Origin of the sequence: Streptomyces sp. ME02-8801-2C (genome assembly GCF_033793965.1) — a bacterium.
GTDB lineage: Bacteria > Actinomycetota > Actinomycetes > Streptomycetales > Streptomycetaceae > Streptomyces.
The window spans coordinates 98,980-124,283 of record NZ_JARAXP010000013.1 but is presented as its reverse complement, the minus strand read 5'-3'; the positions used below and the strand labels follow the sequence as shown (position 1 = coordinate 124,283).

Annotated in this window: 20 protein-coding genes; 8 read left to right on the top strand and 12 right to left on the bottom strand. The window is 70.2% G+C overall.

Going from position 1 to position 25,304, the window contains the following annotated elements:
- Positions 1-235 precede the first annotated feature (235 nt).
- Both PV396_RS33880 and PV396_RS33875 read left to right on the top strand, forming a co-directional pair.
- Entirely contained in the window at positions 236-1,897 is a 1,662-nt protein-coding gene (locus PV396_RS33880; protein WP_319211204.1) for a M48 family metallopeptidase, read from the top strand.
- Positions 1,894-3,018, top strand: a complete 1,125-nt coding sequence (locus tag PV396_RS33875; RefSeq protein ID WP_319211203.1) for a hypothetical protein — start codon at positions 1,894-1,896, stop codon at positions 3,016-3,018. The genes PV396_RS33880 and PV396_RS33875 overlap by 4 nt, the downstream gene beginning before the upstream one ends.
- Before the next feature lie 34 nt (positions 3,019-3,052).
- On the opposite strand, the gene msrA is transcribed toward PV396_RS33875, so the two are convergent.
- Positions 3,053-3,565 carry a peptide-methionine (S)-S-oxide reductase MsrA gene (gene msrA, locus PV396_RS33870; RefSeq protein WP_319211201.1) on the bottom strand — a complete coding sequence of 171 codons (513 nt, stop codon included), beginning with the start codon at positions 3,563-3,565 and terminating at the stop codon, positions 3,053-3,055.
- Positions 3,566-3,645: 80 nt separating this feature from the next.
- Positions 3,646-4,362 carry an NADPH-dependent F420 reductase gene (locus PV396_RS33865; protein ID WP_319211199.1) on the bottom strand — a complete coding sequence of 239 codons (717 nt, stop codon included), beginning with the start codon at positions 4,360-4,362 and terminating at the stop codon, positions 3,646-3,648.
- A gap of 70 nt (positions 4,363-4,432) precedes the next feature.
- Here PV396_RS33865 and PV396_RS33860 point away from each other — a divergent pair, with 70 nt between their 5' ends.
- Positions 4,433-4,888 (top strand): helix-turn-helix domain-containing protein, encoded by a 456-nt coding sequence (locus PV396_RS33860; RefSeq protein ID WP_319211197.1) that lies wholly within the window; start codon positions 4,433-4,435, stop codon positions 4,886-4,888.
- Between the two features lie 97 nt (positions 4,889-4,985).
- On the opposite strand, the gene PV396_RS33855 is transcribed toward PV396_RS33860, so the two are convergent.
- Both PV396_RS33855 and PV396_RS33850 read right to left on the bottom strand, forming a co-directional pair.
- The gene (locus tag PV396_RS33855; RefSeq protein ID WP_319211391.1) at positions 4,986-5,537 is read right to left on the bottom strand and encodes a DUF3455 domain-containing protein; all 552 of its coding nucleotides are present in this window, start codon (positions 5,535-5,537) and stop codon (positions 4,986-4,988) included.
- A 314-nt stretch (positions 5,538-5,851) separates the two neighbouring features.
- The gene (locus PV396_RS33850; protein WP_319211195.1) at positions 5,852-7,915 is read right to left on the bottom strand and encodes a restriction endonuclease; all 2,064 of its coding nucleotides are present in this window, start codon (positions 7,913-7,915) and stop codon (positions 5,852-5,854) included.
- 343 nt (positions 7,916-8,258) lie between these two features.
- Between PV396_RS33850 and PV396_RS33845 the strand changes: the two genes are divergently transcribed.
- From PV396_RS33845 to PV396_RS33835, 3 genes are all read left to right on the top strand, one after another.
- A complete protein-coding gene (locus tag PV396_RS33845; RefSeq protein ID WP_319211193.1) occupies positions 8,259-8,933 on the top strand; it encodes a class I SAM-dependent methyltransferase in 675 nt (224 codons plus the stop codon).
- A 65-nt stretch (positions 8,934-8,998) separates the two neighbouring features.
- The gene (locus PV396_RS33840) at positions 8,999-9,694 is read left to right on the top strand and encodes a maltokinase N-terminal cap-like domain-containing protein (protein ID WP_319211191.1); all 696 of its coding nucleotides are present in this window, start codon (positions 8,999-9,001) and stop codon (positions 9,692-9,694) included.
- Positions 9,695-9,786: 92 nt separating this feature from the next.
- Positions 9,787-10,740: a DUF5829 family protein gene (locus tag PV396_RS33835; RefSeq protein WP_319211389.1), complete on the top strand. Its 954-nt coding sequence runs from the start codon at positions 9,787-9,789 to the stop codon at positions 10,738-10,740.
- Positions 10,741-10,819: 79 nt separating this feature from the next.
- Here the strand turns inward: PV396_RS33835 and PV396_RS33830 are convergent, their stop codons facing one another.
- Positions 10,820-11,863, bottom strand: a complete 1,044-nt coding sequence (locus tag PV396_RS33830; RefSeq protein WP_319211189.1) for an NAD(P)-dependent alcohol dehydrogenase — start codon at positions 11,861-11,863, stop codon at positions 10,820-10,822.
- A 171-nt stretch (positions 11,864-12,034) separates the two neighbouring features.
- Here PV396_RS33830 and PV396_RS33825 point away from each other — a divergent pair, with 171 nt between their 5' ends.
- Positions 12,035-12,991: a helix-turn-helix transcriptional regulator gene (locus PV396_RS33825; RefSeq protein WP_319211187.1), complete on the top strand. Its 957-nt coding sequence runs from the start codon at positions 12,035-12,037 to the stop codon at positions 12,989-12,991.
- A 73-nt stretch (positions 12,992-13,064) separates the two neighbouring features.
- Here the strand turns inward: PV396_RS33825 and PV396_RS33820 are convergent, their stop codons facing one another.
- From PV396_RS33820 to PV396_RS33800, 5 genes are all read right to left on the bottom strand, one after another.
- The gene (locus tag PV396_RS33820; protein WP_319211185.1) at positions 13,065-16,412 is read right to left on the bottom strand and encodes a S8 family peptidase; all 3,348 of its coding nucleotides are present in this window, start codon (positions 16,410-16,412) and stop codon (positions 13,065-13,067) included.
- Positions 16,413-16,655: 243 nt separating this feature from the next.
- Positions 16,656-17,339 carry an ABC transporter ATP-binding protein gene (locus PV396_RS33815; protein WP_319211183.1) on the bottom strand — a complete coding sequence of 228 codons (684 nt, stop codon included), beginning with the start codon at positions 17,337-17,339 and terminating at the stop codon, positions 16,656-16,658.
- Between the two features lie 117 nt (positions 17,340-17,456).
- Complete coding sequence (locus PV396_RS33810; protein ID WP_319211181.1) at positions 17,457-18,941, bottom strand: ABC transporter permease; 1,485 nt, start codon at positions 18,939-18,941, stop codon at positions 17,457-17,459.
- A 202-nt stretch (positions 18,942-19,143) separates the two neighbouring features.
- Positions 19,144-20,418: a L,D-transpeptidase gene (locus PV396_RS33805; protein WP_319211179.1), complete on the bottom strand. Its 1,275-nt coding sequence runs from the start codon at positions 20,416-20,418 to the stop codon at positions 19,144-19,146.
- 288 nt (positions 20,419-20,706) lie between these two features.
- Complete coding sequence (locus PV396_RS33800) at positions 20,707-21,057, bottom strand: hypothetical protein (RefSeq protein ID WP_319211178.1); 351 nt, start codon at positions 21,055-21,057, stop codon at positions 20,707-20,709.
- 110 nt (positions 21,058-21,167) lie between these two features.
- On the opposite strand from PV396_RS33800, the gene PV396_RS33795 reads away from it, so the two are divergent.
- A complete protein-coding gene (locus PV396_RS33795; RefSeq protein ID WP_319211177.1) occupies positions 21,168-21,587 on the top strand; it encodes a cell wall protein in 420 nt (139 codons plus the stop codon).
- A gap of 50 nt (positions 21,588-21,637) precedes the next feature.
- Here the strand turns inward: PV396_RS33795 and hutH are convergent, their stop codons facing one another.
- Positions 21,638-23,176, bottom strand: a complete 1,539-nt coding sequence (gene hutH, locus PV396_RS33790; protein WP_319211388.1) for a histidine ammonia-lyase — start codon at positions 23,174-23,176, stop codon at positions 21,638-21,640.
- A gap of 77 nt (positions 23,177-23,253) precedes the next feature.
- Positions 23,254-24,417: a GGDEF domain-containing protein gene (locus PV396_RS33785; RefSeq protein ID WP_319211176.1), complete on the bottom strand. Its 1,164-nt coding sequence runs from the start codon at positions 24,415-24,417 to the stop codon at positions 23,254-23,256.
- Positions 24,418-25,304 lie beyond the last annotated feature (887 nt).

The window sequence follows — 25,304 nt, the reverse complement described above, 5'->3', positions numbered from 1 at the left end:
CGGACGGCGCCTGCCCCCACGGCTCCGGACGACGCCTGGCCCCACGGCTCCGGACTACGCGTGCCCGGACCGCTCCGGGTCCATGATCACCGACTGGCATGATCATGCCTTGCCTGCCCCCGGGCCCGTACGCGATACTCCGCTTTCCCCCACCCGCCGGTCCTGACCCCACCGCTCGGCCGCGCTCCCCTTCCTACCGTCCCCGTTCCCGTTCCCGTGGAGGGATCCCGGCCCGATGGGCTCGACCCTGCGCGCGCTGCGCGCTCTCGTACTGCTCGCCGGCTTCTATCTGCTCGGCGTGCTCCTGCTGGCGGTGCTCGCCGGCACCGACTACCTGCTCTTCGCACACGCCCCGGCCGCCGTGGCGGCAAAGCTGGCCCTTGTCTCCGTAGTGCTGGCGATTCCCCTGGTCCGCGGCCTGTTCATGCTGCGCACGCCCAAGGGCGAGGAGCCCGCGGGCCTGCCCGTGACCGAGGCGCAGGAACCGGAACTCTGGCGAACCGTACGGGAGTTGGCCGACCGGGTCGGCACCCGCGCCCCGTCCCGCATCGTCCTCACCGGAGATGTCAACGCCGCCGTCGGCGAGGACGCCCATCTGCTCGGCCTCCTCCCCGGGCCGCGCCGGCTCTACCTCGGCGTACCCCTCATGCAGGGCCTGACCGAGGCCCAGGTGCGGGCGGTCATCGCCCACGAACTCGGCCACTACGCCGGCTCCGACACCCGTCTGGCCGCCCTCACCCTGCGTGGACGCGTCCAACTCCAGCGCACCATCGCGAACTTCGAGGAGCGGGCGGGCGGCGCGGAAGCCCGGGAGCGGGCCCGCCAGGAGCGCAGGAACGCCAAGGCCGAGGCCAGGGGCAAGGCACAGCGGGAAATCGACACGGAGCGCGCGGGCATCACGTACCGCGTGCTGGCCCGGATCTACACCGCGTACGCCGAGTTGTACCTCCGCGCCACGCTCGCCGACTCCCGCCGCCAGGAGTACGCCGCCGACGCCTCGGCCGCCCGGATCGCCGGCCGCGACGCCACCGCGTCGGCACTGCGCGAAATCCCGGTCCTGGACGGCGCGTTCGGGTTCTACGTGCGCAGCTACGCCACCCTCGGCACCGAAGCCGCGCTACTGCCGCCGCGCGGTGAGGTGTTCGGCGGCTTCGGCCGGATGCTGAGCGCCCGCCAGCTCGAACTGGCGGCTCTGCGCAGCGAGTTGCCCACGGAACCGATCTCGCCGTACGACTCCCACCCGCCCGTCGCCGACCGCGTACGCCGTGTCGAGCTGCTCCCCGGCGACGACCGGGCGGACGAGGCGCACGGCGCCGCCATCGCCCTCCTGACCGACGAGGAGGGCACCCTCACCGTATTGGAGGACGCCGTCCTGCCGCACGAGGTACGGCAGTTACGGCGCACCGCCGACTGGCACGAACTCCTCGACGGCGCGATGGCGGCCAACCTCGCCGCGCTCAACACCCCGTTGCATCGCGCGATGGTCCTCTACACGAAGCACTATCCGACCCTGCCGACCCTCCTCGCCCTCATCGACGACGGCCAACTGTGGCAGCTGGCACGCCGATTGCCGCTGTCGGACGAGGCGGTCGCGGCGAAGGGGCGCGCGTTCCGCGAGTTCGTACGCCCGACCCTGCACAACTCGCTGCACAGCATGGTGATGGCGGAGTTCAGCTCCCGTTCGCGGATGAGCTGGACGTTCTCCTGGGAGCAGCCCGCGAAGGCCCGCCTGCTGCCGGACCCTGACAGCACACCGCAGGACGGTGCCCCGGGCCTCGACGCCGCGATCGGCGCCGCCGTCGACAGGGCGCTCGCCGACGCCCCGGACACCGCCCCACTGCGCGCCCTGCTGCCCCCGGCCCCCCGCTCGCCCCGAGAAACGGACACCTCCCGATGACCGTACTGCGGTGGATCCTCGGCATCCTGGCCGTGCCCACGCTGATCGTCGTGCAGTGGCTCGGCGGGGTGTTCGTCAGGGAGTTCGCCGCCCAGTCGAAGGAAACCGGCGATACCGGGGGCGGCGCGGAGGCGGCGGAGCGGCTCGGGCTGCTGCCCGCCGAGCGCCAGAGCACCAAGTCGGCGGGACCGCTGCCGGACGGTTGGGAGACGGTGCTCGACGCGGTGCGCCGCGACGGCGACGGCGCCTGGCAGGCGGCCGCCGGACTGCTGCGCGGCATCGGCCGGGACTGGGAACGCCGGTCCCTCGCCACGTATCTGCTGGCGGACATCGCAGCCGAGGACGACGCCTGGCTGGTCGCCTGGGAGGCAGAGGCGCCCGGCGGTCCGGAGGCCCCCGACGCCGCCCTGGTCCGAGCCCGGAGCACGGTGATCCTCGCCTGGAACATCCGGGGCGGCAAAGTGGCCCGCAACACAACGGGCGAGCAGTTCGCGGGCTTCCACCGACTGCTGGAGCGCTCCCGCGAGGAGATAGCCAGAGCCGCGGCGCTCGGCCCCGACGACCCGACCCCGTACGTCACGGAGATCTGGACCGCACTCGGGCTCGGCTACCCGCACTCCGAGATGGACAGGCTCTGGTCCCAGCTCACCGCGCGCGACCCGCACCACTACGAGGCCCATTTCTCGGCGCTGCAGTACTGGTGCAAGAACTGGCGCGGCACGCGGCGGCTCGCGACGGAGTTCGCCGAGCGGGCGGCGGCGTCCGCCCCGCTGGGCGGCCTGCTGACGGTTCTCCCGCTGATCGTCCACTTCGAGCACGACGACTCGGACGACAGCGCCACCGACCGCACCCCCGAGATGATCGCCCGCCTGAACGCGGGCCTCGCCGACGCCGCCGCGGCCGACCCGACCCACCCGCGCCTGCCGGAACTACGCCACCTTCTGGCGTACTACCTGTCCCTCCAGGACCGCGACGAGGTAGCCGTCGAGCAGTTCAGACTGGTCGACGGCTACGTGAACGCCCTTCCGTGGCGCTACCACGGCAAGGGGATGACGGCACGCTACTGCCGCATCCGGAACCTGTCGGCGCAGGTGGTCGTGTCGGCGGGGAACGGGACGTGAGCGGGGCTGGGGCGGAGGCGGAAGAACCCTTCGGTCAGCCCTCCGTGCGGGTGGGCAGCCGCCATCCCGGGCGCGGGAAGTGGCAGGTGTAGCCGTTCGGGTAACGCTGCAGATAGTCCTGGTGCTCCGGCTCGGCCTCCCAGAAGGGGCCGACCGGCTCCACCTCGGTGACGACCTTGCCCGGCCACAGACCGGAGGCGTCCACATCCGCGATCGTGTCCTCGGCGATCCGCTTCTGCTCGTCGTCGACGTAGTAGATCGCGGAACGGTAGCTGAGGCCGATGTCGTTGCCCTGGCGGTTCTTGGTGCTCGGGTCGTGTATCTGGAAGAAGAACTCCAGGATCGCGCGGTAGTCGGTGCTCGCGGGGTCGAAAAGGATCTCGATGGCCTCCGCGTGCGTGCCGTGGTTCCGGTACGTCGCGTTCGGCACGTCCCCGCCGGTGTAACCGACCCGGGTCGCCGTCACGCCCGGCTGCCGGCGGATGAGCTCCTCCATCCCCCAGAAGCATCCACCAGCCAGCACCGCCCTCTGCGTCTGCGCAGTCATCGAGGCTCCTCCACTTTCCATCAGCTCGGTCTCACGGGCCGCCCGGCTCGTACATCACCGGCGGCCCAGGCCCACCCCCCTCAACGCTCGAGGGTTCCCGGCGATTCCGGGCACCGGGTCTGGCGAGCGGGGCTGTCCCTGTTGCCGGCGCGCCTGTCCAGCGAGGGGACCCGAGGGACGGCGGAGTTGGGGTCGAAGCCCGCGAATACCAGGCCGATGACAAATCCGGCCACCTCCTCCAACTGGCGGACCCGATCCAGCGCCCCCAGGGTCGCCGGGATCCCGCCGACGTCCCGGACCAGTTCACCGACGACGTGCAGAGCCGCCGAGTCGTCGCCGCACATCGCCACCGTCACGCCGGGCCGGCCGTCGTCGGGCGGGCTGGTCCACTGGTCGGCGGCGAAGAGATGGAACGCCTTTACGACCCGGGCTCCTGGGGCGAGTCCCGCGATCCGCTCGGCGATCGACTCCCCCGGTCCGGTGAGCAACGTACCGACACCGTGTGTCACGGCGTTCGTGGGATCGATCAGAGGCGTTCCGCCGAGGACGCCGTCCGCCGCCCCCGCCAGTTTCAGCATGTCCTCGACACCGTCCCAGGCCACGGCCAGCAGCACCGCGTCGCGCCCGGCGACCACCTCACGCGGCGGGGCGGCAAGCACCCCGGACCCCAGCCGCTCGGCAAGCGCCTCCGCCTTCACCTGCGAGCGCCCGCCGATCACCACCTCGTGCCCTGCCCGAACCCAGCCCTCGCCCAGGGCCGCCGCGAGTGTGCCTGTTCCCAGAATCCCGATGCGCATAGTCGCTGCCTCTCAAGCCGTTGACGGGTCGAACAGCAACGACGGTAGGCAAGGCGTTACGCACCGATCGGTGCGCGACCGACCCGGGATGATGGGCGACAAGATGACTGACCACGCCGACACCCACCGCGTCGACAACAACAACCACCGCCTCGACAACGACGCCCACTGCCTCGATTTCGTGGCCGACTGCCGTCTGCGCGCGGCCACTGATCTCTTCGCCCACACGTGGGATCCCGTCGTACTGGCGGCTCTTCGCATGGGGCCGCGCAGACGCCGCGAGCTGCGCACGGCGATCGGCGGTATCAGCGACAAGGTGCTCACCGACTCCCTGCGCCGTCTGCTCACCGCGGGACTGCTCGACCGCCACGCCCACGCCGAGGCACCGCCGCGCGTCGAGTACGCCCTGACCGGCTTGGGTCGGAGCCTGGTGGAGGGCCCCATGGCGGTACTGGGCCGCTGGGCGCTGGAGCATGCGGAGGAGCTTCTCGAAGCCCAGGAGAGCGGTGACTCAGGAGGTCTGTGACCTGTGACCCATCTGTCTCCCCACGTGATGGGCCCCGATGCCCAACGGCACCGGGGCCCATCACGAGAGAAGTTGACGAGTTATGACTACTCGTCGACTACTTGGCAGGCTTGTAGAACGCATACGTGGCGGCGTACGGAACGCTCACTTGGTCGGTGCCCGTGCAAGCGGTCGCAGGGGCCACGCCACCCCGTGTGTTGAGGCGCTGGATGTAGGAGACGTCGGCGAAGGTGCCGGTGCCGCGTGTGGCGGTGGACTTCAGGAGGAGCTCGGGGATCGTGCCGGTCTTGGGGGAGTTGGCGACGGCCGCGGCGTTGACCGCGCTGCCGTCCACCGTCGACACCCAGACCGGGCCGCGGGAGTGGAGGGCGAGGGTACGGCGGGAGTGGTCGTTCTTGGCCCAGAGGGTGGCGGCTGGCTCCAGCAGCTTCCAGGCGCCGTCGGTGCAGGTGTAGGTCTGGACGCCTTCGGCGGAGAAGACGCCGGTCAGTCTGTTGCCGTCGGGGACCTTCAGCGCGGCGGGGGCGTCGACCGTGTGGCGGGCGGGCTGCGAGGCGGCGGCCTGGCCGACCGTCGCGCTCAGCAGCGTGCCGGCCGTTACGGCGGCGAGAGCTGTGGTGGTGAGGACGAGCCGCTTGGCGAGTTTCATCGTGCTGGTCTCCAAGACGTTTTCCGAAACGCTTCGATTCTTCGGGCACGGTAACCGCTCCAGGGGCGTGGACCCCGTGCTGTGCCGTGAAGAACGACAACGAGAAAGTGAACAAGTCGTGGGTATCTCAAGGGAGTTGAGCGCGACGACCGCGGGGTCCTTGACCGGCGCTGTGGCTGCCCGGCGGAGATCGTCACGTCCCACGAGCAGCGAGTATCCCCGTACGGTTCTCAGCTCGACGAGGGCCTGCGGGGCACGCGGACGGGCACGCCACCGCGTACTCGGGGCGTGCGACGTACCGTCCGGGCAGGCTGCTACTCCACCACGATGCCGAAGTCCCGCACGAGCTCCTCCAGGCCTCCCCGGTAACCCTTGCCGCCGAGGACGAAGTCCCAGTCCCCGTTGGACCTGCGGCGGAAGGAACCGAGCACCAGGGCGGTCTCGCCGGGGCGCCCGTCGGACACCTCAAGGCGCCCGAGTTCGGCCATGCCCGGGTCGAGGAGCCGGATGGACGCGTCGGTGAAGCCGGACAGGTCGGCGTCCGGATTCACCTCCGGGTCGATGGCGGCCACGAGCACGAACCGGTCGGCGGACTCCGGAAGCCCGTCGAAGGCCACGCAGATCGCGGCCTTGTCCGGCGCGGCGGCGGGAAGGGCTCGTACGGCGCCGTCGGGTGTCTGGTGGTTGTTGAAGAAGACGAAGTGATCATCGCTGAGCACCTGGTTGCCGGAACAGACGAGGGCGCACACGTCCAGGGCGACGCTGCCGGTCCATGACATGCCCAGGATGTTGTAGTCGGCGGGCAACTGCGGGCCGGATCCAGCGGCCGGTGGTGCGGCCGGGGCAGGGCGGTTACCGCCGTCGCCCAGTCGTCCGCGCAGCCCATGCCGGTGCAGCAGGTCGACGAGTTCCGCCCCCGCGATCAGCTCCAGGGGCTTGCCGTTGGCGAACGTGTGCGAGCCGGGGCCGAACCCCGACGTCGTCACGAGGACGCCCTTGTTGGCGCCGGCGTCCTGGACCGTGCCGTACAGGTCGCGTACCGCGGTGGGGGGCACCGTGTTGCGGTAGCGCTTGACCTGGACGACGATCTTGCCGCCGCGAATGGGGGTGGGATCGTGTGCGTCGACATCCACGCCACCGTCGTTCGAACGCTGGGTGGTGACCGCCTGCATCCCCATGGCCCGGAAGAGTTCGGCGACCAGATCCTCGAACTCGACCGGGTCCATGGCGAACAGGTCCGGTTCACCGTCGCCGCCGTGCGCGACGACGCGGTTCCCGACGTCCTGGGGCCGACGGCTCGGCCGTACGGGGGTGAGCTGGTCCGGCCGTACCGAGAGCTGCCCTCTCAGTCCGTCGGTCAGGCAACTGACCGCGTCCACCTGGGCCAGGTGCAGTTCACGGAACGACGACGCCGAAACCATCGCCGTCGCGAGGAAGATGTGGCCGCGCTGGCCCGTCGTCGGGTCGTGTTCGTCGACGAACCCGTTCAGGGAGACGGATTCGAGCGCGCCCTGCTCATCGGCGGCGAACAGCTCGTGCAGGACGAGCAGCACGCACTGCGCGACGACCTCGCGGTACAGGGCTCGGCGCTGGCCCGCCGGGCGGGGGGCCTCCTTGTCCTGGTCGAGGGAGGACACGTACCGCACGGACTTCGCTTCCGGGACCACCGAGAAACCGGGCAACTGCCAGTCGAGGACCAGATGTCGGGCTGGTGCGTCGTAGGCCGCCGATATCTGGCGGGGGAAGTCCTCCGGCCATGTGCCCGACGCGTAGAGCGCGGCGGAGAAGTACTCGACCACCGCGTCGGGGTCCTTGCGTCGGACCCCTTCGGTCACCTGGCGAATGCCCGCGTTGTGCCGACGGATCTCCGCCAGCTGAGCACCGGCCCACTGGTCGTACTCCCGCTGTGACGCGGCCAGTTGACGCAGGCGCTCGGCTTCCGCGGCCTGCGCTGCCTGCCAGTCCCGTTCGAAACGGGCCCGCGCTTCGGCCTGGGCCTGCGCGCGACGGCTCGCCGTCCAGCCGCCCTGCGCCTGGTACTGGTCCGGGCTCGGCATCGGCACGGAGTAGGCCAACGAGCCGGCGGAGAAGGGCTGGACCACCTCGGGCCTCATGAGCGCCGAGGCGCTGAAGGCCGGCGCCCGGCAACCGGCGGCGAGGAGACCCTGCAAGGACGCGACCTGCACGTCCAGTTCCTCCGTACGGCGCTGCGCCTCGGCCTGGCGGTACTCGCGGTGACTCTGGGCTGCTCGCCTCTGGTAGGCCCGCGCCTGTTGTTCTTCCTGCCGCTGCCGTCTGGCCGCGGCTTCCGACTGGCGCTGCTGCTGCCGTTGCATCTCAGCCCAGATGCCGACGGAACCAGTAGAACGACGACTCATGTGCTGCGGGCCCTCCCCAGGACGTTGGCAGCCAGAAAGACACGTGGCTGTCCCCACAACCAGGTGTGACGAGACGACTCTATCCAGCAATCCCCCTCCCGCACATCCACTCGTCCACCCGTTCCTCGACAGCCGCCCGCTCCCCCATACCCGCAGGTCATCCTGACCGACGAGTAACCACTTCCGCCCCGGGCGGAATCAGGCGCAGCGGCGGCGAACGCGGGCAGTCTCCCGACGTACGACCACCACCCGTGAGACGCCGACCTTGGCGTCGAAGCCACAACCGACCCGGTCGGACAAGGCCGTTGGACCCGAAACCGACCACGATGTACCGGAGGAACGCATGGCGCCGACGGCGGCATACGACGAGATCGCGGACTGGTACGAGACGGAGTTCCTCGCCAGAGCCGCCGGAGCCGGCGACCCGCTGAACCTGGGGGGCCTGCTGCGCGACCTGCTCGGTGAAGGCCGCGGCACCTGCCTGGAGATCGGCTGCGGTACGGGCGTCCACGCGGCGCTGGTTCGCGAACTGGGCTGGACGCCGATGGGCGTCGACCTCTCCGGGGGGATGCTGGGGCACGCCCGTGGCCGGTTGCCGGTCGCCCGGGCCGACGCCGAGCGGCTGCCCCTGCGGGACGGGTCCGTACCAGCGGTGATCGCGATGATGGTCCACACGGACATGCCCGGGTATCCGGCGGTGCTGCGTGAGGCCGCGCGGGTCCTGCGGCCAGGCGGCACGTTCGTGCACATCGGCGTCCATCCCTGCTTCTGCGGCGGATTCGCCGACTTCAGCGACCCGGAAGCGGCGGTCATCCGCCCCGGCTACCTCGACAGCGGGTACTGGACGAAGGAGTCCTGGACGAATGACGGCGTGCGCGCCAAGGTCGGCGCCACGCACCGCCCGCTTCCCGAGCTGCTGCACGCGTTCCTCGACGCCGGTCTGCACCTCACCCGGTTCGCCGAAGGCACCGCACCGACCCCGATCATCCTGGCCGTCAAGGCCACCAAGCCCGCGTGACGGGCACAGACGGGCACAGACGGGTACGGGGGAATGATCGGCCGGCGGACGAGGTTGCCGGAGGCATGGCCGTCATCCACCACACCACCCTGACCCCCACCAAGCTGGAGCTGCTCACAGCCTGGCTGCCCACCCGCCCCTGGTACGTCGGGGCGGCCGGCGAGCCGGAGTTGGCCAAGGCCGGGGGTTTTCGGCTCGATGACCCGGAAGGTGAGGTGGGCATCGAGGTGATGGTGGTCACGGACACGTCCGGTGAGCGGCCGGTCGCCTACCTCGTGCCCCTCAGCTACCGGAACGCGCCGCTCGGCGGAGCCGAACAGGCAGTCGTCGGTACGGCTGAGCACGGGGTGCTCGGCAAGCGCTGGATCTACGACGGGACCCATGACCCGGTCGTCGTAGGGCAGTTGCTCGCCCTCGTCCAGGACCGCGCCGAGGCGCAGGCACAGGGCGTGAGCGACACTCCCGACCCGTCTGTCACCGGTGGTTTCACGGGGGCCGGCGTCTCCACCGAGGTCGCGTCCCTCGCCGTCACCGATGGCGTGGACGGCACCGACGTCGTGGTGAAGACCGTGGCGGGCGAGGATCCGTCGAGTGCACTGGCCCTTCGGGTGATGGTGACGCGTGTCCTCACGTCACCGCAGCCGCAGGCCGCGCCCATCGAGCCGACCGCGCCCCGGGGACAGATCACCGCCGGCTGGCACCTGCCGGACGGCAGTGAACATCGCGCCCCGTTCGTAGTCATCGGCGACGCCGAACACTGAGTCACCCGGCATGCGGGGGTCCCGAAAACCCACAGCGGACGCAAATCCTCCGTCCTACGATCGCTCACATGCTGCTTCGAAGAACGTTACGGATGATCATCGTCATCGCTGTGGCCCTCGCAGCGGCGGTGCAGGGAGGTGCCGCGAACGCGGGGCCCGCCGAGAGCGACCAACCACCGCCGCAAGAACGGCAGTTGCTCTACTTCAACCACGCCTTCGGGGTGTTCGACCGGGAGACCGCCGACGCCATCGAGGACTCCGCCTATCTGAGGGAGTTCGCCAACTTCCAGGTCCGCACCACGACCGGTTCCGGCGGCGAGAGCTGGACCGGCCGGTATCTGTACGGCCGCGAGACCTACTTCGAACTGTTCGGCGTCGGCGACGTCCCCGGCCAGGACGGCCTCCTCGGCTCCGCCGGAACGGGCCTGTCGACCGAGCACGCCGGTGACCAGGCCACCGTCATCGAACGGTTGCGGGCGGAAGGGGTCACCGACCCGGTCCTGTTCCCCCAGACGCGGGACTTCGGCGACGGCGTCCCGGTGCCGTGGTTCGACGCGGTCCTCACGACCCTCGAGTACGACGCGTACGACGCCTGGTCGATGGAGTACCGGCCCGAGTACTTCGCCGACCCGCGCGGCAACACCGAACCTGCCGCCTTCCCCGGTGACGTCGGCCGGGAACGCTACCTGTCCGACCTCTACCGCGAGCACCTGATGCGCGACGTCACCTCGGTCCGCTTCGCGGTCACCGCCCGCGACCTCGCCGCCACGGTGCCGCTGCTGCGGGCCGGCGGCTTCGCCGTACGGTCGGTGGCGAACGGCGGCATCGTCGCGCGGGGCGGCGGCACCACGATCCGCTACGACGTCGTGACGCGCGAAGCCGGCGAGCACACGGGCCTGCGGCGTATCGAGATGTCCCTCAACCGGCCGGTGCCGTACCACCACGAGGAGCGAATCGGCCACTCGACCCTGGCCGTCGGCCCGGGTGCCCACGCGGTGTGGACGTTCGACGACACCGGCGACGACACCGGCGCCGGGACCGGGTGAGCGGCGAGGGCCCCGGCGTTCACCACCCGCCAGGGCCCTCACCTCACACCTCACACGCGTGTCGCTCTCACCGGGAGAGTCAGATCGTCGCCGTGTCGATCACGAAGCGGTAGCGGACGTCGCTCGCCACGACCCGGTCGTACGCCTCGTTGATCTCCGAGGCGCTGATCAGCTCGATCTCGGAGCCCAGGCCGTGCTCGGCGCAGAAGTCCAGCATTTCCTGGGTCTCCTGGATGCCGCCGATGCCGGAGCCGGCGAGCGTCTTGCGGCCCGCGATCACCGAGAAGAGGTTCAGCGCGACCGGCTCCTCGGGGGCGCCCACGTTCACGAACGCGCCGTCCGTCTTGAGGAGGGACAGGTAGGCGTCCAGGTTCAGCGGGGCGGACACCGTGGACAGGATGAGGTCGAAGGTGCCGCGCAGCTCCTTGAAGGTGGCCTGGTCGCTGGTCGCGTAGTAGTGGGAGGCGCCCAGCTTCAGGCCGTCCTCCTTCTTGCTCAGGGTCTGCGAGAGGACCGTGACCTCGGCGCCGAGCGCGGCCGCGATCTTGACGCCCATGTGGCCGAGGCCGCCCATGCCGAGGATCGCGACCTTCTTGCCGGGGCCGGCGTTCCAGTGCTTCAGCGGGGAGTACGTGGTGATGCCGGCGCAGAGCAGCGGCGCGGCCACGTCGAGGGCGAGGCCGTCGGGGATGCGGACGGTGAACGCCTCGGCCACGACGATCTTCTGGGAGTAGCCGCCGTACGTCGGCTCACCGTTCTTGTCGAGGGCGTTGTACGTGCCGACGTTGCCCTTGAGGCAGTACTGCTCGAGGCCCGCCTCGCAGTTCTCGCACTCGCGGCAGGAGTCGACCATGCAGCCGACGCCGACGTGGTCGCCCACCGCGAACTTGGTCACCCCGGGGCCGACGGCCTCGACGACACCGGCGATCTCGTGGCCGGGGACCATCGGGAACATGGCCTCGCCCCAGCCCTCACGGGCCTGGTGGATGTCCGAGTGGCAGATGCCGGCGAACTTGATGTCGATCAGGACGTCGAACTCGCCGACCTCGCGACGTTCGATGGTGGTGCGCTCGAGGGGAGCCTTGGCGGAGGGTGCGGCGTATGCGGCGACGGTGGTGGTCATGCCGGGAGTTCTCCTTGGGGGGATTCACGCCCGGCCGCCTTCTGACCGGGTGCGACGACCAGTCTGCCGGACACTTCCGTCTTCACCCAGTCCCCGCTTGTGCGTACGCCCGCTGGTCCTATCACTGGCGGGGTCAGGCTCGTATGCGTACGACCAGGAATACTGGACCGTATGGACGAACATCCCGAATCAGCCGCGACGGCCGAGACAGCCGGATCGGTGTATCCGGCGGACGCCTCCGGCCGCGGGCGGAACCCCGGGGGTGCCCTGGACCGGCGTGCCGAGCTCAGCGAGTTCCTGCGCACCCGCCGGGCCCGGCTCAAGCCGGAGGACGTGGGGCTGCCCGACCACGGCCGGCACCGCCGGGTACCGGGGCTGCGCCGCGAGGAGCTGGCCCAGCTGGCCGGGGTGTCCGTCGCCTACTACACGCGGCTCGAACAGGGCAACGGGCAGAACGTCTCCGCGGAGATCCTCGACGCCATCGCCCGCGCCCTGCGGCTGACGGGCGCCGAGCACGCCCATCTCACCCACCTCGCGAAGCCGAAGCAGCACAAGAAGAAGCCGTCGACACGGACGCAGGTGGTACGCGGGGCGCTGCGGCAACTGCTCGACACGCTGGACGGCGTACCGGCGTACATCGGCGGGCGGCGCACGGACATCCTGGCGTGGAACGCGATGGCCGCGTCCCTCTTCGGGGACTGGGCCGACCTGCCGCCGCAGGACCGGAACTGGGCGCGGCTGGTGTTCCTGCGACCGGAGTACCGCGACCTGTTCCTGGACTGGGAGCAGAAGGCGATCGACATCGTCTGCGTGCTGCGCATGGACGCCGGCTGCTACCCGGAGGACCCGAATCTGGCCGCGCTGGTGGGTGAGCTGTCGGTGAAGAGCGAGGATTTCCGACGGCTGTGGGCGACCCACGACGTCAAGGAGAAGAGCTACGGGGTGAAACGGTTCCGGCACCCCCTGGTGGGCGAGCTGACCCTGAACTACGAGTCCCTCAGATTCCCGGACGACAGTGACCAGTCCCTGATCATCTACAACGCGGAACCGGGCTCCCCGTCGGCGGAGGCACTGCACTTGCTGGCAAGCTGGGGCCGGGACGCGACGAAGGCCGCTACCGGCACCTGACCTGGGAGCGAAACACGGACGGCCCGCCGGGGGTATCCCCCGCCGGGCCGTCCGTCCACCCGCCTGCGGCGACCTACTTGCCGTAGTACGCGTTATAGATCGAGACCGTCGACTTGTTGCCCTTCCTGTCGGTGATCTTCGCGTGGAACGAGATCGCCTCCCCCTTCTTCGGGTTCACGACGGTGATCCTGCCGTTCCGTACCGTCAGTTTCTTCCAGGTCTGGCCGTAGTCGTACGACGCGTACACCGTCAGCCTCTTCAGGTTGCGGCCGCGGGCCGCGCCCTCGACGACTACCGGGAACGTGACCCTCTTGCCCGCCGTGACCTTGTTGTCCAGGCCGACGGCCGCGTTGAAGCGGGCCGTGGAGGCCGGGAGTTGGGCCAGGTCGGCCGTCTTCTTCGAGCGGAACGTCCAGCTCGCGTCGATCCGGGTGGACGCCTGGGCGACCTTGACGCTGCGTTTGACCGACGTCGTCAGCTTGTACGCGGCGTCGCCCGCCGGGACCCTGAACGGCTTCTCGGCGAAGAGCGGGTCGTCGGTCGTGGCGACCTTCCTGCCGTTGCGGTAGAGCGTCGTCGTCACCGCGGTGAAGTCGGACGAGCCGGGGTTGCCCGCCCCGTCGGCGAACAGCGGCACCAGTCCGTAGAGGTGGTTGCCCTCACGGAAGAGGCCGTACTCGGGCAGCAGCCGCGGGCCGAACACCGCGGTGTTGAACGTGCGCGTGTACTTGCCGCCCGCGCTCAGTTTCTGCAGGTCGTTGACCGTGTAGTAGGCCTCGGGGTTCGGGAGGCCCTGCGCGTTCCTGCCCTTGAACTGGGTGAAGTCGAAGAGCCACTCAACCTTCTCACCCGTGCTCAGGTACGTCGTACGGGTGGCCGGCAGTGCCTGCTCGACGGGCGTGCCGAAGGCGAAGTTCTCGGGCAGGAAGGCGGTCACGCCGAGCACACCCGTCCTGCCGGGCGATCCGGCACCGAGACGGTGCTTCACCGTGGCGAGCTCGCTCGCCTTGAAGTGGCGGACCTTGTTGCCCTGGATCTTCTTGACCCTGGCGGTGGTGATCACGTCGTACTCCGCGCCCGCACCCTTGCCGAACTGGCCGAACCAGGTCTGCGAGAGGCCGGTGACCTCGGGTCCGATGTGGGCCATCCGCAAGTTGGCGAAGGAGTCCATGAAGTCCACGCGGACGGCGAGGCCGGGGACGTCGTACACGTAGTCGATCATCACGTTCCGCGGCTTGGCGCCGGCGTCCGGCACCGTGATGTCGGCCGCCTTGGCGGTGCGCGCGTCGATCGTCACCGAGGTGTTCCTGGTGACCGTCAGCTTCGGCTGGACCAGCCAGTCGAGGCCCTCGCCGCCCAGGTCGGGCTTGGTGAAGTCCTTCGCGATCCACGCGTCCAGCAGGTAGGTGCCCCTGGGCAGACGCATGGTCGTGGTGCCGCTGGTGTTCGTCGGGACCTGGTAACCGCGGTCGGTGGCCAGGCCGCTGTAGCCGGCGAGGATCGTGTAGTACTCGCCCGTCGGCTGCCCGGCCTTGTCGATGTGCTTGACCGTGACGTCGTACGACTCGATCTCACGGTTGACCGCCGCCGCCGTACGGACGCTCTGCGCGCCGGCCGTCGCCGTCACGTACGAGGAGTACGCGCCGTCGAGGGTGCCGCCCAGCCTGGTGTCGACGGTGTAGCCGACCGAGGCCCTGCCGCCCGCCGGGACCCTCACGGTCGTCGCGGACAGCTTGAAGAAGCCGGCCGGAGCGGCCTGGCCCTTCGGGTTGGTCGCGGTCGCCGTCAGCTTCAGCGTGACGTCGGTCCTGCCGAGGTTGCGGTACGTCAGCGGTTTGGTGACCGGGGTGTCGTCGATGTGCGGCCATGCCTGCGTGCCGAAGCTCACCGACGCGGGGTCGGCGATCACGGTCTGCTTGATGGCCCTGTCGATCTGGATCCGGCCCGCACCCTGCTGGAACGGCGTGTACTTGCCGCCCTTCGCCGACCCGGTGAGCGCGCCCTTGATCTCGGCGTACGTCCACTTCGGGTGCTGCTGCTTGAGGATCGCCGCCGCGCCCGCCACATGCGGTGTCGCCATCGACGTACCCGAGATGGTGAGGTACCCGGCCGGCTTCTCGCCGACCTCCTGCTCGATGATGCTGCCCCTGGCGGAGGCGGCCGTGATGTCCACGCCGGGCGCGGTCACGTCCGGCTTGACAGCGCCGTCGCCGACCCGCGGTCCGGTGCTGGAGAAGTCGGCCAGCAGGTCCTTGTCGTCGACCGCGCCGACGGTGAGGGCCGCGTCGGCGCTGCCCGGTGAACCGACCGTCTCGGGACCGGAGTTGCCCGCGGCGATGGCGAAGAGGATGCCCTTCTCGGCGGACAGTTTGTTGACCGTCGCCTCCAGCGGGTCCACCTCGGGGGTGTCCTGGCCGCCGAGGCTCAGGTTGACGATCTGGGCGCCCTGTTCGGCCGCCCACTCCATGCCGGCGAGGATGCCCGAGTCGTCACCGGCACCGGTGTCGTCCAGGACCTTGCCGCTGATGATCCTGGCGCCGGGTGCGACACCCTTGTACTTGCCGCCGGACTTGGCCCCGGTGCCCGCCGCGATGGACGCGACGTGTGTGCCGTGGCCGACCTTGTCGGCGGTCGTGGTGGCCGTGGAGAAGTTCTTCGCGGCGATCACCTGGTTCCTGAGGTCCGGGTGGGTGGCGTCGACACCCGTGTCCAGGACGGCGATCTTCACGCCCTTGCCGTCGTAGCCGGCCGCCCACGCCTTCGGCGCGCCGATCTGCGGTACGGACTTGTCGAGGCTCGCCCTGCGGGTGCCGTCGAGCCAGATGTGCGCGATCCCGGCGGCGGCCCTGTCGCCGTTGGTCACCGCGTCCCAGAGTTCGCGAGTGGCGTTCCGGGGTGCCTGCACGGCGTCCGCGTTCAGGGACTTCAGCGTCCGGCGCAGGGTGCCCGCGTCGCGGACGTCGGCCTTGGTGGCGGTCGCCGCCCCCTGGTAGCCGACGATGACCTTCGGCCCCTTCTGCTGGGACCTGCGGGTCGTCTCCTTGTTCAACTCCGTGATGTCGAACAGCCGTTGGTCGAGCTTCCCGCCGGAGAGCAGCCGGGCCGCGTCGGCCGGGACGACGAGGGTGTGCCCGCCGACCTTGCGGATCTGCACGGGTATCTTGTCGCGGCCGGCCGCCCGCTCCAGGCCGACGACGCGGCCCTTGGCGTCGACGGATACCCGGTCACCGGTGATCAGTGTGATGCGGTGCGTCGTCGGCTGGAGCTTCTGGGCGGCGCCGGTCAGTCGCTGCGGCTCCGCCTTCGCGTCGGCCCTCACGTCCGCCTTCGCGTCGGTCTTCGCGGACGCCGGGCCGGTCATGCCCGCCGCGAGGGCAACTGCGGCCGCCGTGGCCACGGTTGCCGCGCATACCCTCTTCACTTGTTCGCGCAAGTCTCCCCCTGGAGCGCTGGCTGTGGTGCCGGGCAATTCCCCGTCGCCCGGCTGGGGGAGATGCGTACGCATGCGCGTACACCCCCCGACGGTGAAGTATGCCGAGGGGTGATCAGCCGCTCAATAGACGGAACGATGACAATTCGCCCGTTACGGGGCAGCGTGTTCTCGTCACGCGCCCGTCTTTCGCCTTACGCGCCCGAGTTTCGCTTCACGCGCCCGAGTTCTCCTTCACGCGCCCGCGTTCTCCTTCACGGTGATCTTCCCCTTGCGAATGGTGGCCACCCGAGGGGCCTTCTTCGCGATCGCGGAATCGTGCGTGACCATGATGAAAGTGAGCCCGAGCTCCTTCCACATGGTTTCGAGTACGTCCATGATCTCGTCGCGCATCGACTCGTCGAGGTTACCGGTGGGCTCGTCGGCGAGCAGCACCTTGGGCTGCTTGACCAGGGCACGGGCGATGGCGACGCGCTGCTGCTGGCCGCCCGACATCTCCCCGGGGAGGTGCCCGAGGCGCTCTCCGAGCCCGACCGACTTCAGTGCCTCGGCGGCTCGTTCGCGCCGATCCTTGCCCTTCACACCGAGCGGTACGAGAGCGGTCTCGACGTTTTCCTGGGCCGAGAGGGTCGGAATGAGATTGAAGCTCTGGAAGACAAAGCCGATGTTCTCGCTGCGGACTTTGGTGAGGCGGCTCTCGGAGAGTTTGGCGAGATCCGTTCCGTCGAGGTCGATAGTGCCCTCGGTGGGGCGATCGAGTCCGCCGAGCATTTGCAGGAGGGTGGATTTTCCGCCGCCGGTGGGGCCCTGGATGACCAGGCGGTCGCCGTCGGCGATGGTGAGGTTGATGCCGGCGAGGGCGTCGATGGTTTCTTTGCCTCGGGTGTAGCGCTTGGTGACGTCTGTCAGTTCGTACATGTCGGTGCTCCTGCGTTGGTGGTTGTCGGCTGCGGGCCGGTGGGGGCTGGTCGCGCAGTTCCCCGCGCCCCTTTGGGTGGGTCCAGCCGCCGTCAGTTGTCCAGCGAACCCGGCCGCTTACTCGACTCGCCTCAACGCGTCCGCCGGGCGCAACCTGGAGGCTCGCCAGCCGCCGAAGGCGCCGGCTATCAGGCCGCCGGTGACTGCCAGGCCTACCGCGAGAGCGATGGTGGAGAGGGCTACGGGCGCGGTCAGCGCGACCGTCAGGGCCTTGGACGCGGCCTGCCGGCCGAAGCCGCCGCCACCGCCGCCGAAGCCCCCGCCGCCGGGGCCGGCGTTGCCGCCCGAGCGGCCCAGCTCCGCCTGGAGATCGGGGCTGATCGCGGTGACGACGTACGCGCCCGCGAGGCCCAGCGCGATACCGAGGGCACCGCCCACCAGGCCGTTGACCACGGCCTCGCCGACGACCTGTCGGGTGACCCGGCCCGACTTCCAGCCCAGCGCCTTCAGCGTCCCGAACTCGCGCACCCGGCGGGACACGGCCGAGGAGGTGAGCAGGCCCGCGACCAGGAAGGCGGCGACGAGTACCGCGATCGACAGCCACTTGCCGACGCTGGAGGCCAGGTCGGAGGCGGTGGACAGGGACCCGGAGACGGTGTCCGCGAGGTCGGCGGAGGTCGTGACCGTCGTACCCGAGATGTTCTTCTGGATGGTCGACTTGACCGAGCCGATCTGCTGGGAGTCGGTCGCCTTGACGTAGATCGTGGTGACCTTGTCCTTGGAGTCGCTGAGGGTCTGGGCCTGCTTCAGCGGGATGTAGAGGTTGGCCGCCGCGTCGCCGCTGTCGGGGGTCGCGATGCCGATGGCCTGGTACTTGACGTCCTTGATGGTGACCGTGCTGCCGACCTTGAGCTTCTTCTCCTTGGCGTAGGAGGCGTCGACGACCACCACCTTGGCGTCGGTCTCGGCGGTCGTGAAGGTACGGCCGCTGGTGATCTTCGAGGAGGTCAGCGGGCCGAGTTCCGGCTTGCTGACATCGGTGCCGTACACCGAGTAGTTGTTGACGTCGAAATCGGCGCCGCCGCCCTCGACTCTCCCCTGCGGAGCGCCCGTTTCGCCGCCCCGGCGGAATCCGCCGCCCTCGTTGCCGCCGCTGCCCTGCTCCTGGCGGAACTCGCCCTGCCTGAACTGGCCGCTGATCTTGATGACTTGGAGGCTCAGTCCGCCGACGGCGTCCGAAACGCCCTTCTGCGTGTCGACCTTGGCGACCGTGGAGGCGGCCAGGGTCTCGAAGCCCTGGACGAACACCCGGTCGCTGCTCTGCTCGGCGGACGAGTCGTCACCGTCGGGCCGCGCGTTGAACTGGAAGCGCCGGCGCTGGGTGTCAGCGGTGCCGGCCTGGGCCGGGGCCGCCTTGGTGACGGTCATGTCGGTGCCGAGGCCGTACAGCGACTCGAGAACCTTGTCCTGCGCCTTCGACATGCCCGCGGACACGGAGGTGGCCACGATGACCAGGGCGATGCCCAGCGCGAGCCCGGAGGCGACGACGAGTGCCGCTTTTCTGCGGCGGCGCAGTTCGCGCCTCAGGTAGGTGAAGAACATGGCCGCAAGCTAGGTACACCGCGTGATGACGCGATAAGTCCCGCATAAGAGCTGCATGAGAAGAGCTGCGGGAGAAGAGCTGCGACCGCGTCAGAAACCTGGGGAACACCGATGCCGCCGTCCGGACCCGGGGGTCGGACGGCGGCATCGGCGCAGGGCAACGGGGGCGGGGTGCGACGGAGAGCGCGTGGAGCGCTCCGCGTCAGACCTTCGAACCGGCCTTCCAGTCCGCCCAGCTCATGTTCCAGCCGTTGAGGCCGTTGGCCGGGTCGACGGTCTTGTCGCCGGTGTTCCGGACGTCGACGACGTCACCGATGATCGAGTTGTTGAAGAACCAGGCACCCTCGGACTTCGGGTCGTTGGCGCCCTTGGTGTCGTTCAGGCCGACGCAGCCGTGGCTGACGTTGGCGCTGCCGAAGGTCCCGTCGGAGCTCCAGTAGTTGCCGTGCACAAAGGTGCCGGAGGTGGTCAGGCGCATGGCGTGCGGCACGTCGGGGATGTCGTACTCGCCCTTGCCGTCGTCGTCCGTGAAGCCGACCGTGGCGCCGTTCATCCGGGTCTCCTTGAACTTCTCGGAGATCACCATCCGGCCCTCGTACGTCTTGTTCTCGGGCGAACCAGCCGAGATCGGGATGGTCTTGACGACCTTGCCGTCCTGCATGACCTTCATCGTCTTCGTCTTGGCGTCGACGATGGAGACCTGGTTGCGGCCGATCTTGAAGGAGACCGTCTTCTGCTGCACGCCGAAGACACCGCTCGCGCCCTCCACGCCGTCGAGCGCCAGCTTCAGCGTGACGGTGGAGTTCTCCTGCCAGTAGTCGTCGGGCCGGCAGTCCATGCGGGTGTCGTTGAACCAGTGGCAGACGATCTCCTGCCCACCGGTCGAGGAGACCGTGACGGCCTTCTGCACGGCTGCCTTCTCGGTGATCGCCTTGTCGAAGTTGATCGACACGGGCATGCCCACACCGACGGTCGAGCCGTCCTCGGGGGTGAAGTAGCCGACGAAGCTGTTCGCGGCGGAGACCGTGGTGAACGAGGCGTTCTCGTGGGCGGCGCGGCCCTTGGCGTCCGTCGCCTCCGCCGCCACCTTGTAGGTGGTGGCGCGCTCCAGCTGGGCGCTCGGCTTCCAGCTGGTCTTGTCGGCCGATATCTCACCGGCGACAGCGGTACCGTCCGCCGTCGTCATCTGTACGGACGTGAGAGTGCCCTTGGTCACCGCCACCTGGGCCGCGTTGTTGATGGAGGCGTTGTTCGATCCGTCCCCGGGCGTGATCTTGATCTTGGCCTCGGACGCCGCCTCGGCCGCCGCCTCGTCGGCCTTGGCCTGCGAGGTGTCGGTGCCGCCGCTGTCGCCCTTGGAGGCGGCATCGCTGTCGCTCCCGCTGCACGCAGAGAGCACCAGCACGCCACCGAGCAGGGCGGACGCGGCCATCAGACCCTTGCGCCGCCTACTGTCCGTCATCACACGCTTCTCCATCGTTGCCGAAATCGTTGCCGTGTCCCCGAACCGCCGGGACCCGCGCGAGTCCCCGTGAGGAAACCTACGAAGACCCCATAACAAGCTTCAACGCTACGACCGGTTCATCCCGTTCCACATTGGCCTGATGTGTGGGGCACACCACGTCGCCCGGGTCACAGGAGGCTGTCCGCCCCTCCCGAGCTTCACCGGGTCGCGTGGTGCCCATGCCGGTCACTGCTTCTCCTGAGACGACGAAACCCCGGTCGGCGGTTGCCGTCCGGGGTAAGGAATTTCTCCCCGGCCGTCTCAGCCGTCGAGCCGTCCCCCGATTACCTCGTCGCCTTCCACATCATCCTCGTCCAGATCCCAATCCGGCGAATCCGGGTCGTAGTCGATCTCCTCGCTGCTCCACGAGGCCTGTGCCAGTTCGGTCCCCGGCACCTCTCCGATCAGGTCGAACGGGTCCACGAGGTACGCGAGGGCCTCGGCGGTGTCCTCCGTCACAGCGTCCTCGGCGTGCACCCGCTCCTCGGCCGGCATCTCGCTGTCACCGGCGATCCGCTGCAGTGCGGCCTTCGTCAGGGCGTCCACGTCGTCGACCTCGACGACCAGTTCCACCCGAAGTCGTACAAAACGTGATGTCTCTGATGTGCTCATGGTCGGAGAGCGTACGGCTCACAGCTCCCGCAACTTTCCCACGACCCGCGCCTTTCATTAGCATCGGGGCCACGGCCAATTCGCCAGCGCCACAAGGGGATCGATATTCCGTGTCAGCCGCACGTCGATCGTTGTTGACCGCCACCGCCGCGGGCACCCTGCTGGGTGCCCTGTGGTTCGTCCCGTCCGCCAACGCGACGGCAGAGAAGTCGGCGGAGCGGCAGCACAGAGCGGACACCTCGATGTCCACGATGTCGGAGTACACGCGCCAGATTTCCATGACGAACACGCACACAAGCCCCAGCGGGAGCGTGCGGACGAGCACGAGTACGGACACCAGCGGGAGCGGCACGAGCACCGCCACGTCCGCGTACACGACGACCTCGGACACGGCCGCCGACGACGGCACCCGCCTCGCGGACACCGGCAGTTTCGACACCACTCCGTACGTCGCGGGCGGCACGTTCTGCCTCGCCCTGGGCGCCGGTTTCGTGGTGTATTCGCTGCGCCGGGAGCGCCTGGGTCTCTGACGGGACGACGGAGGCCAAGTTCTTTGGAAAAACTTGACCTCCCGGCAGCCCTAGCGCAAGGGCCCGGTCACCGGCTCGACCGCCGAGACCACCCGTCCGCTCCGCACGAACACGTCCGCCGCGGCGAGGTCGGGCGCCAGGAACCGGTCCGGCCCGGGTCCCTCGACCCCCGCGGCCCGTACGGCGTCGATGACGGCCTGTGACGCGGGCGCGGGCGTCAGACCCTCCCGCAGTTCGATGGCGCGCGTGGCCGCGTACAGCTCGACGGCGATGATCCGGGCGAGGTTGTCGACGGCCGTACGGAGCTTGCGCGCCGCCGACCAGCCCATCGAGACGTGGTCCTCCTGCATCGCGGAGGAGGGGATGGAGTCGGCCGAGGCGGGTACGGCGAGCCGCTTCAGCTCGCTGACCAGGGCGGCCTGCGTGTACTGGGCGATCATCAGCCCGCTGTCCACCCCGGCGTCGTCCGCGAGGAACGGCGGCAGCCCGTGCGAGCGGTTCTTGTCGAGGAGCCGGTCCGTGCGCCGCTCGGCGATCGACCCCAGGTCGGCGACGGCGATGGCGAGGAAGTCGAGGACGTACGCCACGGGAGCCCCGTGGAAGTTGCCGTTGGACTCGACGCGCCCGTCCGGGAGGACGACGGGGTTGTCCACGGCCGAGGCCAGCTCCCGCTCGGCGACGAGCCGCGCGTGCGCCATGGTGTCCCGCCCGGCACCGGCGACCTGCGGGGCGCAGCGCACGGAGTAGGCGTCCTGGACGCGCGGCGCGCCGTCCTGGTGGTGCCCGGTCAGCTCCGAGCCCTCCAGCACGGCAAGCATGTTGGCCGCGCTGGCGCCCTGCCCCGGATGCGGCCGGATGGCGTGCAGTTCGGGCGCGAGCACCTTGTCGGTGCCGAGGAGTGCCTCCAGGGAGAGGGCGGCGGTGACGTCGGCGGACTTGTAGAGGGTGTCGAGGTCGGCGAGGGCCATGATCAGCATGCCGAGCATGCCGTCGGTGCCGTTGAGGAGGGCGAGGCCCTCCTTCTCGCGCAGTTCGACGGGCGCGATGCCGTGCTCGGCGAGGAGTTCACCGGCCGGCCGTACGACACCGTCGAGCCCTTCGGCATCCCCCTCGCCCATGAGCGTGAGGGCGCAGTGGGAGAGGGGCGCGAGGTCGCCGGAGCAGCCGAGGGAGCCGTACTCGTGCACGACGGGGGTGATCCCGGCGTTGAGCAGGTCGGCCATGGTCTGCGCGACCTCGGGCCGCACACCCGTGTGTCCCGAGCAGACGGTCTTGAGCCGCAGGAACATCAGCGCCCGTACGACCTCCCGCTCGACCCGCGGACCCATGCCGGCGGCGTGCGAGCGGACGATGTTGCGCTGGAGCTGTGCGCGCAGGTCGGGGCTGATGTGCCGGGTCGCCAGGGCGCCGAACCCGGTGCTCACGCCGTAGACGGGCGTGGGCTCGGCGGCCAGCGCGTCGATGATCCCGCGCGCCTTCGCGAGGGCGGCGACGGCCTCGCCGGACAGCTCGATCCGGGCCCCGCCACGCGCCACGGCGAGCACGTCGGCCGCCGTCGTCCCGGACGTCCCCACCACCACAGTGTGCATATCCATATTCAGGAGCGTACGCAGTGAATTCGAAGATGTCACTACCGGGTGCCTGGTACACCCCTTACACCTTCACCTCACGGCCGACGCCCGCGGAAGCGGCGTCGCTCGACCACGCCGCCTTCCCCTGCGGGCCCGGAGTCGGCGAGCTGGACCACCGGATCGTCGGGCCCCTCGCGTCCCGCGACCACGGGCCGGTCCGCGTGCACGGCCTTCGCCCGGTACTGCGCCGCGTCGGCGAGGCGGAACAACCGGCGAGCCGTCCGGACCGGACCGATCGGGTCGGCCGTCGAGGCGATCCCGCAGGCGACCCCCTCCCCCAGCTCCAACTCGGCGGCGCGGCAGCACAGTTCGGTCGCCGCCAGCACCACGTCGTCGACCGGCGCGCCGACCACCAGCAGACAGAACTCGTCACCTCCGAGGCGGGCCGCGAGAGCCCCGGGCAGCATGGCCCCGCACAGCGACAGCACCGACCCGAACCGTTCGAGGAGCCGGTCACCGACCGCGTGCCCAAGGGTGTCGTTGACCCGCTTGAGCCCGTTCAGGTCGCAGACGACCAGACAGACCACCGCGCCGTCCCGCCGGTGCCGTTCGATCGCCTCGTCGAGGTGGGCGTCCACGGCGCGGCGGTTGGCGAGGCCGGTGAGGGCGTCGGTGAAGGCGAGCCGCCGGGCCTCCTCCAGTCGCTCGGTCTGGGCGATCCCGGCGGCGACGACGGCGGCCAGGACGGTGGCGAAGTCGGCGTCGGCCCGGCCGAAGACGGGGGCACCGGCGGGCCTGGCGACGTACAGCTCGCCCCAGGCCCTGCCGTGCAGCACGACGGGGGCGACGACACAGCAGCCGCGCCCCCGGCGGCGCAGGGCGGCGACGCGCTGCTGGCAGTACCCGGCGCGCCCCGCCGACGGCCCCCGCGCGGGCCCCTCGGCGGTCTCGACCCAGGCGTTGGGCTCACCGCCGCCCGCCCATCGCTCGTGCAGGAACTCGGTGATCTCCGGGAACTGGTGCACGGGATAGGCCTCCCCTTCCGGGAACTCCTCCTCGTCGGCCCCCCGCTCCCCCACATTGACGAGAACCCGCAGCCGCCCCAGCTCCCGCTCCCAGACCGACAGCGCGGCGAAGTTGCCGGACAGCGCGTGGCAGGCCCCGAGCGCGGCGGCACGCCAGGACTCGCGGGGGCTGTGCGCGGCGGCCATACCCTGCGCGAGCGTCACGACGGCACGGAGCCGGCTTTCCTCACCCATTGATCCAGATTAGGAAGGTTTGGGAGGATTTGAGACATCGAGAGCGAAAGGGGCGCCACCGCGCCGGGCCTGACCTGACCCGATCCGGGCCCTGCATGGCCCGGCCCGGCACTGCCCTGCCCGACCCTGCGTGGCCCTGGCCCTGGCCCTGGCCTTGCCCGGCTCAACCCAGCCTGGCCTGGCCCAGCCCGGCTACGCCCGGTTCGGCCCAGCTCAACAAACCCGCCCGACTCGGGCCCCCTCTGCTTCCCAGCCCGGCTCCGCCCGATTTCGGCCCAGGCCGCCCCTGCCAGGCCCGACCCACCCCAGCACTACCAGCCCGACTCCGCCCGGTTCAGCTTCCCCGGCCCACCTCGGGCCCTGCCCGGCCTGGCTCGGCCAGGTTCGGCTTCCCCGGCCCTTCCCGGCCTGGCTCGGCTCGGTACCTCCCGCCGGGTTCGGCTTCCCAGCCCGGATCCGCCCGGTTTCGACCCAGCCCAGCTCTGCCCGGCCAGCCCAGCCCGGCCCAGCCTCCCCGCCCGGCTCGGTCCGGTTCAGCTTCCCCGGCCCACCTCGGGCCCTGCCCGACCTGGCTCGGCCCAGCCCGGATCCACCCGGTTTCGACCCAGCCCAGCTCTGCCCTGCCCAGCCACGCCCGACCCAGCCCAGCACTCCCCGCCCGACTCGGCCCGGTTCAGCTTCCCTCGGCCCACTTCGGGCCGTGCCCTACCTGGCTCGGCCAGGTTCGGCTCGGTACCCCCCCGCCGGGTTCAGCTTCCCAGCCCGGAACCGCCCGGTTTCGACCCAACCCAGCTCTGCCCGGCCAGCCCAGCCCGGCCCAGCCTCCCCGCCCGGCTCGGTCCGGTTCAGCTTCCCCGGCCCACCTCGGGCCCTGCCCGACCTGGCTC

What these genes read in the sequence shown, in the direction of transcription:
- PV396_RS33880 (WP_319211204.1), top strand. Translation starts at nt 236, where the DNA reads ATGGGCTCGACCCTGCGCGCGCTGCGCGCTCTCGTACTGCTCGCCGGC.
- PV396_RS33875 (WP_319211203.1), top strand. Translation starts at nt 1,894, where the DNA reads ATGACCGTACTGCGGTGGATCCTCGGCATCCTGGCCGTGCCCACGCTG.
- msrA (WP_319211201.1), bottom strand. Translation starts at nt 3,565, where the DNA reads ATGACTGCGCAGACGCAGAGGGCGGTGCTGGCTGGTGGATGCTTCTGG.
- PV396_RS33865 (WP_319211199.1), bottom strand. Translation starts at nt 4,362, where the DNA reads ATGCGCATCGGGATTCTGGGAACAGGCACACTCGCGGCGGCCCTGGGC.
- PV396_RS33855 (WP_319211391.1), bottom strand. Translation starts at nt 5,537, where the DNA reads ATGAAACTCGCCAAGCGGCTCGTCCTCACCACCACAGCTCTCGCCGCC.
- PV396_RS33850 (WP_319211195.1), bottom strand. Translation starts at nt 7,915, where the DNA reads ATGAGTCGTCGTTCTACTGGTTCCGTCGGCATCTGGGCTGAGATGCAA.
- PV396_RS33845 (WP_319211193.1), top strand. Translation starts at nt 8,259, where the DNA reads ATGGCGCCGACGGCGGCATACGACGAGATCGCGGACTGGTACGAGACG.
- PV396_RS33840 (WP_319211191.1), top strand. Translation starts at nt 8,999, where the DNA reads ATGGCCGTCATCCACCACACCACCCTGACCCCCACCAAGCTGGAGCTG.
- PV396_RS33835 (WP_319211389.1), top strand. Translation starts at nt 9,787, where the DNA reads ATGATCATCGTCATCGCTGTGGCCCTCGCAGCGGCGGTGCAGGGAGGT.
- PV396_RS33830 (WP_319211189.1), bottom strand. Translation starts at nt 11,863, where the DNA reads ATGACCACCACCGTCGCCGCATACGCCGCACCCTCCGCCAAGGCTCCC.
- PV396_RS33825 (WP_319211187.1), top strand. Translation starts at nt 12,035, where the DNA reads ATGGACGAACATCCCGAATCAGCCGCGACGGCCGAGACAGCCGGATCG.
- PV396_RS33815 (WP_319211183.1), bottom strand. Translation starts at nt 17,339, where the DNA reads ATGTACGAACTGACAGACGTCACCAAGCGCTACACCCGAGGCAAAGAA.
- PV396_RS33810 (WP_319211181.1), bottom strand. Translation starts at nt 18,941, where the DNA reads ATGTTCTTCACCTACCTGAGGCGCGAACTGCGCCGCCGCAGAAAAGCG.
- PV396_RS33805 (WP_319211179.1), bottom strand. Translation starts at nt 20,418, where the DNA reads ATGGAGAAGCGTGTGATGACGGACAGTAGGCGGCGCAAGGGTCTGATG.
- PV396_RS33800 (WP_319211178.1), bottom strand. Translation starts at nt 21,057, where the DNA reads ATGAGCACATCAGAGACATCACGTTTTGTACGACTTCGGGTGGAACTG.
- hutH (WP_319211388.1), bottom strand. Translation starts at nt 23,176, where the DNA reads ATGCACACTGTGGTGGTGGGGACGTCCGGGACGACGGCGGCCGACGTG.
- PV396_RS33785 (WP_319211176.1), bottom strand. Translation starts at nt 24,417, where the DNA reads ATGGGTGAGGAAAGCCGGCTCCGTGCCGTCGTGACGCTCGCGCAGGGT.